This is a genomic window from Actinomadura sp. NPDC048032 (assembly GCF_040653175.1).
Taxonomy (GTDB): Bacteria; Actinomycetota; Actinomycetes; order Streptosporangiales; family Streptosporangiaceae; genus Spirillospora; species Spirillospora verrucosospora.
On sequence record NZ_JBEZJP010000435.1, the window covers coordinates 1 to 6,928 of the forward strand.

At 71.7% G+C, this 6,928-nt stretch carries 7 protein-coding genes; 6 read left to right on the forward strand and 1 reads right to left on the reverse strand.

Going from position 1 to position 6,928, the window contains the following annotated elements; all coding sequences use genetic code 11:
* Positions 1–30 precede the first annotated feature (30 nt).
* The 5 genes from AB0C69_RS35475 (at position 31) to AB0C69_RS35495 (ending at position 5,482) form a co-directional block, all read left to right on the forward strand.
* Positions 31–993: an OB-fold domain-containing protein gene (locus AB0C69_RS35475; protein WP_360359671.1), complete on the forward strand. Its 963-nt coding sequence runs from the start codon at positions 31–33 to the stop codon at positions 991–993.
* Positions 993–2,033, forward strand: a complete 1,041-nt coding sequence (locus AB0C69_RS35480; protein WP_360359658.1) for a thiolase domain-containing protein — start codon at positions 993–995, stop codon at positions 2,031–2,033. The genes AB0C69_RS35475 and AB0C69_RS35480 overlap by 1 nt, the downstream gene beginning before the upstream one ends.
* Positions 2,026–3,183, forward strand: a complete 1,158-nt coding sequence (locus tag AB0C69_RS35485) for a thiolase domain-containing protein (RefSeq protein ID WP_345181716.1) — start codon at positions 2,026–2,028, stop codon at positions 3,181–3,183. The genes AB0C69_RS35480 and AB0C69_RS35485 overlap by 8 nt, the downstream gene beginning before the upstream one ends.
* Positions 3,184–3,201: 18 nt before the next feature.
* Positions 3,202–4,770, forward strand: a complete 1,569-nt coding sequence (locus AB0C69_RS35490) for an acyl-CoA synthetase (RefSeq protein WP_360359661.1) — start codon at positions 3,202–3,204, stop codon at positions 4,768–4,770.
* 241 nt (positions 4,771–5,011) lie between these two features.
* Positions 5,012–5,482 carry a MarR family transcriptional regulator gene (locus AB0C69_RS35495; RefSeq protein WP_345181711.1) on the forward strand — a complete coding sequence of 157 codons (471 nt, stop codon included), beginning with the start codon at positions 5,012–5,014 and terminating at the stop codon, positions 5,480–5,482.
* Between the two features lie 74 nt (positions 5,483–5,556).
* On the opposite strand, the gene AB0C69_RS35500 is transcribed toward AB0C69_RS35495, so the two are convergent.
* Positions 5,557–6,066: a hypothetical protein gene (locus AB0C69_RS35500; RefSeq protein WP_360359665.1), complete on the reverse strand. Its 510-nt coding sequence runs from the start codon at positions 6,064–6,066 to the stop codon at positions 5,557–5,559.
* A gap of 306 nt (positions 6,067–6,372) precedes the next feature.
* Between AB0C69_RS35500 and AB0C69_RS35505 the strand changes: the two genes are divergently transcribed.
* Positions 6,373–6,903: a pyridoxamine 5'-phosphate oxidase family protein gene (locus AB0C69_RS35505; protein ID WP_360359668.1), complete on the forward strand. Its 531-nt coding sequence runs from the start codon at positions 6,373–6,375 to the stop codon at positions 6,901–6,903.
* The last annotated feature ends 25 nt before the right edge of the window (positions 6,904–6,928 follow it).

A 6,928-nucleotide genomic window follows, 5' to 3' on the forward strand; every position in this document is an offset into this window, starting at 1 on the left:
ACTGGAAGGACCGCGACAGTGCCATCTGACATGGCGCGCGTCGAGAACGCGCCCGCCGACGCCGGGCCGCCCGAGCCGAACCACGTCCTGGAGTTCCCCGGCGGCTACACGCGCTCGGTCGGCCCGGTGATCGGCCGCTTCTTCAGCGAGCTGCGCGACGGCCGGCTGGTCGGCGTCCGGACCGCGGACGGCAGGGTCCTCGTCCCGCCGTCGGAGTACGACCCGCAGACGGGCGAGGACGTGACGGACGAGTTCGTCGAGGTCGGCCCGGTCGGGACGGTCACGACCTGGTCGTGGGTGGCGCACCCGGCGAAGGAGCACCCGCTCGACCGCCCGTTCGCCTGGGCGCTGATCCGCCCGGACGGCGCCGACACCGCGCTCCTGCACGCCCTCGACCTCGGCATCTTCGAGGAGGGCGCGAAGCCGCCGAAGTTCCTCAGGACCGGGATGCGCGTCCGCCCCCGGTGGCGGGCCGAGCGCACCGGCGGGATCGGCGACATCGAGTGCTTCCAGCCCGAGGTCACCATGATCAACGCGCCGACGCGGCTGGAGTACCGCCTGAAGGGCGGGCAGGCCCTGCGGCGCTTCCTGGAGGGCATGTCCGAGGGCCGCATCCTCGGCCACCGGTGCCCGGTGTGCGAATCGGTGATCGTCCCGATGAAGGGGCTGTGCCCGCGCGACGGCGTCCCCACGACCGAGGAGGTGGAGCTGCCCGACACCGGCACCGTCACCACCTTCGCGGTCAACAACATCCCCGACCCGCGCGCGCCCGAGGTGCCGTTCGTGTCCGCCTACGTCCTGCTGGACGGCGCGGGCCTGACGATGCTGACGCTCGTGGCGGGCATCCCGGCCGACCAGGTCCGGATGGGCATGCGGGTGAAGGCGGCGTGGCGGCCCCGCGAGGAGTGGGAGCGGACGATGGGCAACATCAAGTGGTTCGAGCCGATCGACGAGCCCGACGTCCCCTTCGAAGAGATCAAGGACTTCATGTGATGCCTCGTCCCGTGGCCGTGGTCGCGTTCGCGCAGACCGAGCACAGCGGTGAGGACCGGGGGATGGCCGAGATCGAGATCCTGGCCCCCGTCATCACCGAGATCAAGGAGCGGACGGGCCAGAAGCAGTTCGGCTTCACCTGCTCCGGATCCTGCGACTACCTCGCCGGCGCCCCCTTCGCGTTCGTGTCGGCGCTGGACGCCATCGGCGCGTGGCCGCCGATCTCCGAGAGCCACGTCGAGATGGACGCCGCGTGGGCGCTGTACGAGGCGTGGGTGAGGCTCCAACACGGCGACATCGACACCGCGCTCGTGTACGGGTTCGGCAAGTCGTCGCAGGGGAACCTGCGCGCCGTCCTCACCCAGCAGCTCGACCCGTACCACCTGGCGCCGCTCGGCATCGACGCGGTGTCCCTGGCCGCGCTCCAGGCCCGCGCCTACATGGAGCGGTCGGGCGCGAAGGAGGACGACCTGCGCGCCGTCGCCGCGCGGTCCCGCGAGGCCGGGCGCGGCAACCCGTTCGCGCTGCACCTGCCCGACCCCGAGGGCGACGACTACGACGTCGCCCCGCTGCACCCCTACGACGTCGCGCCCGTCACCGACGGCGCCGCCGCGATCGTCCTCGCGGCGGGCGACCGGGCCCGCGAGCTGTGCGAGCGCCCCGCGTGGATCACCGGGATCGACCACCGCACCGAGCCGCACGCGCCGGGCGTCCGCGACCTGAGCCGCTCGGACTCGGCCCGCGTCGCGGGCGAGAGGGCCGGCGCGACCGGGATCGAGGTCGCCGAGCTGCACGCGCAGTACACGCACGAGGAGCTGATCCTGCGGGAGGCGCTCGGCCTGGGCGAGGACACGGTGGTCAACCCGTCCGGCGGGCCGCTGTCGGCGAACCCGATGATGGCCGCCGGCCTCATCCGGATCGGCGAGGCCGCGGCCCGCGTCCACGACGGGTCGGCGTCCCGCGTGCTGGGGCACGCCTCGTCCGGCCCCTGCCTCCAGCAGAACCTCGTCTGCGTCCTGTCGGGAGAGAACCATGGCTAACCGTTGCGCGATCATCGGCGTCGGGCAGACGGCGTACAAGACCAAGCGGCTGGACGTCTCGATGGCCGGGCTGCTGCGCGAGGCGGCCCGCCGGGCGCTGGAGGACGCCCAGCTGACCTGGAAGGACATCGACGCGGTCGTCGTCGGCAAGGCCCCCGACCTGTTCGAGGGCGTGATGATGCCGGAGACGTTCCTCGCCGAGGCGCTCGGCGCCGCGGGGAAGCCGATCATGCGGGTGCACACCGCCGGGTCGGTCGGCGGCTCCACGGCGATCGTCGCGGCGGGGCTGATCCAGGGCGGCGTCCACGACCGCGTCCTCACGATCGCGTGGGAGAAGCAGTCGGAGTCGAACGCGACGTGGGCGCTGACGGTGAACTCGCCGTTCACGACGTCGCTGGTGGTGGGCGCGGGCGGCTACTTCGCCCCGCACATCCGCGCCTACATGCGCCGCTCGGGCGCCCCCGACCACGTCGGGACGCTCGTCGCGGTCAAGGACCGGCAGAACGCGCTGAAGAACCCGTACGCGCACCTGAAGATCCCCGGCATCTCCCGCGAGATGGTCGAGTCGACGCCCATGCTCTGGGAGCCGATCCGCTACCTGGAGACGTGCCCGTCCTCGGACGGCGCGTGCGCGATGGTGCTGGCCTCGGAGGACGCGGCGAAGCGGGCGCCGGCCCCGCCCGCGTGGGTGCACGGCACGGCGATGCGCTCGGAGCCCATGCAGTTCGCCGGGCGCGACACCGTCAGCCCGCAGGGCGGCAAGGACGCGGCGGCGGACGTCTACCGGCAGGCCGGGATCTCCGACCCGCGGCGCGAGCTGGACTGCGCCGAGGTCTACGTCCCGTTCTCCTGGTACGAGCCGATGTGGCTGGAGAACCTCGGGTTCTGCGGCGAGAGCGAGGGCTGGAAGCTCACCGAGGCGGGCGCGACGGCACTGGACGGCGACATCCCGTGGAACCCGTCCGGCGGCGTGCTGTCGTCCAACCCGATCGGGGCGTCCGGGATGATCCGGTTCGCCGAGGCGGCGCTGCAGGTGCGCGGCCGGGCGGGCGAGCACCAGGTGGACGGCGCGCGCCGCGCGCTCGGCCACGCCTACGGAGGCGGAGCCCAGTTCTTCGCCATGTGGATCGTCGGCAGCGACAAACCCTGATTCCCGGAGGCCCGTCCGATGGAGTTCAACCACGCTGACCTGTTCGAGGGCGTCGCGGACGCGATCGGGGACCGTCTCGCGCTGGTGTGCGGCGACCGGCGCCTCACCTACGCCGAGCTGGACGAGCACGCGAACCGCCTCGCGCACCACCTTTCGGACGCGGGGGTCCGGCCCGGCCAGCACGTCGCCGTCCAGCTCTACAACGGCGTCGAGTACGCCGCCGCGCTGCTGGCCGCGCTGAAGATCCGGGCCGTGCCCATCAACGTCAACTACCGGTACGTGGAGAGCGAGCTCCTCTACGTGTACAAGGACTCCGACAGCGTCGCGCTGCTGTACGACGTGGAGTTCGAGGACCGCGTCGCGGCGACCGTCCCGGAGGCGCCCGGGCTGCGGCACCTCGTCGCGGTGGGCGGCGAGCCGTCCATCCCGGGCGCGGTCGCCTACGACGAGGCTCTGAAGGACGCCTCCGGCGCACGGGACTTCCCGGCGCGCTCCAAGGACGACCTCTACATCATCTACACCGGCGGGACCACCGGGATGCCGAAGGGCGTCATGTGGTCGACCGAGCAGATGCTGCTCGCGTTCTGGAACCCCACCTTTCCCCGTCCGACCAGGCCGGAGGACGTCGTCGAGAACGCCCGGGGCGGCGGCCCGATGACCATGATGCCGGTCGCGCCGCTGATGCACGGCGCCGCCCAGATGGCCACCTGGATCGCCTGGTTCATGGGCGCGACGCTCGTCTACACGCGCAAGTTCGACGCGGCGGACGTGTGGCGGACGATCGAGCGGGAGAAGGTCAACTCGCTGACGATCACCGGTGACGCCATGGCGATCCCGATGGCCGAGGAGCTGGCGCGCGGGGACTACGACACCTCGTCCCTGCTGGCCTACGTCTCCACCGGCGCGATCTTCACCGGGACGGTCCGCGACCGCATCCAGAAGCTGCTGCCGAACACGATGATCCTGGACCGCTTCGGCTCGACCGAGTCGGGCTCGACGGCCGAGGCGGTCGCCGGCTCCACCCCGGAGAAGGGCCTGCGGTTCGCGCCGGACGTGGAGAACGTCACCGTCCTGGACGACGCGTTCCAGCCCGTGAAGCCGGGATCCGGCGTGATCGGCCAGGTCGCCCGCACGGGCCACATCGCGCAGGGCTACTACAACGACCCGGAGAAGACCGCCCGGACGTTCCCCCTGGTGGACGGCCGGCGCTGGCTGCTCACCGGCGACATCGCGACCGTGGAGGAGGACGGCTCGATCGCCGTGTACGGCCGCGGCTCGCAGGCGATCAACACCGGCGGCGAGAAGGTGTTCCCGGAAGAGGTCGAGGCCGTCCTCAAGGGCCACCCCGCCGTCTACGACGCGGTCGTGACGGGCATTCCGGACGAGCGCTGGGGCAGCCGCGTCGCGGCGGTCGTCCAGCCCTCCGGCGCGGAGCCCTCCTCCGAGGAGCTGAACGAGCACTGCCGCAAGAATCTGTCGGGCTACAAGGTGCCGCGCGTCTACGCGTTCGTCGCGGAGATGAAGCGGTCCCCGGCCGGCAAGGCGGACTACCGCTGGGCGAAGCAGGTGGCGGAGGAGGCCAGATAGGGGGCGGCCCCGAACCTTCGTGGGATTCGGGGCCAGGAGCGGACCTCTGTTAGTGGTCCTAACGAAACCCATGGTAGGTCGCGCTCCGCAGTGGTGCGATCATTGAACGGTGTCGGCTGCGCCACATGCCGTCGCCGTCCTGCCTGGTCCCGCCGGGATCGGGTCGATAGAATCTCCCCTAGAGAGTCGCTCTTGAAATGAGTGTCTCTACATGAGAGAAATAGGGAGAGAGGTCCTCGGCGTGTCGACCCCGGAGCGCGAGCGGATGGCGGGCGAGCTGCAGATGGCGATGCAGCGCAGCACGATGTTCACGGTGCTTCTGCACCATGCCACCGCGAGCAAGGCGGGCATGAACGTCACCGACGCCCAGTGCGTCAACGCGCTGACGCTCGACGGCCCCCAGACGCCCGGCCAGCTCGCCCAGCTCATGGGCATCACGACCGGCGGCGCCATCACCGCCGTCATCGACCGCCTGGAGCGCGCCGGCTACGTCCGCCGCACCCGCGACCCCGACGACCGCCGCCGCGTGATCGTCGAACTCGTCGAGGAGAACGTCGCCCAGTTCGCCCGCTACTTCGAACCGATCGGCCGGGCCTTCCGCGACCGCCTCGACGCCTACACCGACGACCAGGTCGCCGTCCTCCTCGACTGGATCCGCCACAACAACGAGACGATGCCGTCCGTCATAGAAGAGATCCGCAAACTCCCCTGACCCCGCCCGGCGCCGGAAGCGCGGGAACCCCGCCGGTCCGCCGGCGGGGTTCCCGAGGCTGAGCGGGCCGCGCGCTACTGGGTCTCGGTGATGCGGGTGGCGGTCGCGCCGGAGAAGCGGACGCTGGCGTTGTGCGGGGCGGCCTTCACCCACTCGTCGAGTCCGTCGACGGAGCACTTGCTGACGTCGGGCGGGGTGGGGGCGCCGTTGGGGCAGGTGCCTCCGGCGACGTACACGACGGTGTCGGTGGCGGTGAAGAAGGCGACGTTCCCGACGGTGTACTTGCCCGGCGCCAGGTAGCGCAGCGGCCCCCACTTGGTGGTGACCTGCCGGCCGCCCTGCTGCCCGCCCTCCTGTGCGAGCGGGGTGTGCCGGCCGCCCGGGGTACCCGAGCCGCCCGAGCCCTGCGGGGTCGAAGGGCCGCCGGGCGGGGAACCGCCGTCCGGCGTCGAGGACTCGCTCGGCGCGGGCGCGGAGGCCGCGGGCGAGGAGGGCGAGGCCGCCGCGGAGCCGCCGTCGCCGCCGCAGGCCGTCAGGCCGAGCGCCAGCGCCGCCGCCATTCCGGTGATCATGATCTTCCGCATGGGTCCTCGCTCTCGTTCTCCGTGCGCGGTCTCTCGTGATCGCGCTCTGGGGGGTGAGATGCGGGGGGACGCGGCGCGAGTTGGCGCGGCGGGACGTGATCAATCCGACCGGCCGCTCCCCGAACCCACGGTCGGCCGCGGCCGTCTGGATGTCCCGACGGCATCGAGAAGTTCGCGCGGAGCCGCCGAACTTTCCGCACCCGGAGAAAGCCTGACGGAAGGTGTCAGGTTTTGGGGGCAGGGTGGGGACACCGGCCAGTGCTGGGGGATGAAGTGTGGACCGGACCCTTCGGACTAGGACTCGTCATGCGTGAAACCAGAGAAGAACTCAAGGAGCTCCAGACCCTTCTGGACGACTCCCTTTCCCGCTCCACCGCGCATCTGCGGTCGATCATCAACACGGAGAGGACGTTGACCGCCGAGCAGCTCTGCCGGGTGCTCACCGGCATGTGCACGCTGGCGCTGTCCACGGTGACCGCCCTGGGGGAGCCGCGGATCAGCGGTGTGGACGGGCACTTCCTGCACGGCAAGTGGCACTTCGGCACGGCGCGCGAGGCGGCCAAGGCCCGCCATCTGGCCGCCCGGCCCGCCGTCAGCGCGGCGCACATGCGCGGGGAGGACCTCGGCGTGTTCACGCACGGCACGGTGGAGATCCTCAACCCGCGGGACGGCGAACCGGCCCCGGACTGGCCGGACCTGCGCGCCTACCTCAAGGGCTTCTACGGCGATGACGCCTTCGACTGGGACGACGAGATCGTCTACTACCGCCTGCACCCGCACTGGATGGCCGCCTACGCGCCCGACGCCGCCAAGCTCACGGCGGCGGCCGGGGCCTGACCCGGCCTCACGGGGTGAGGCGGCC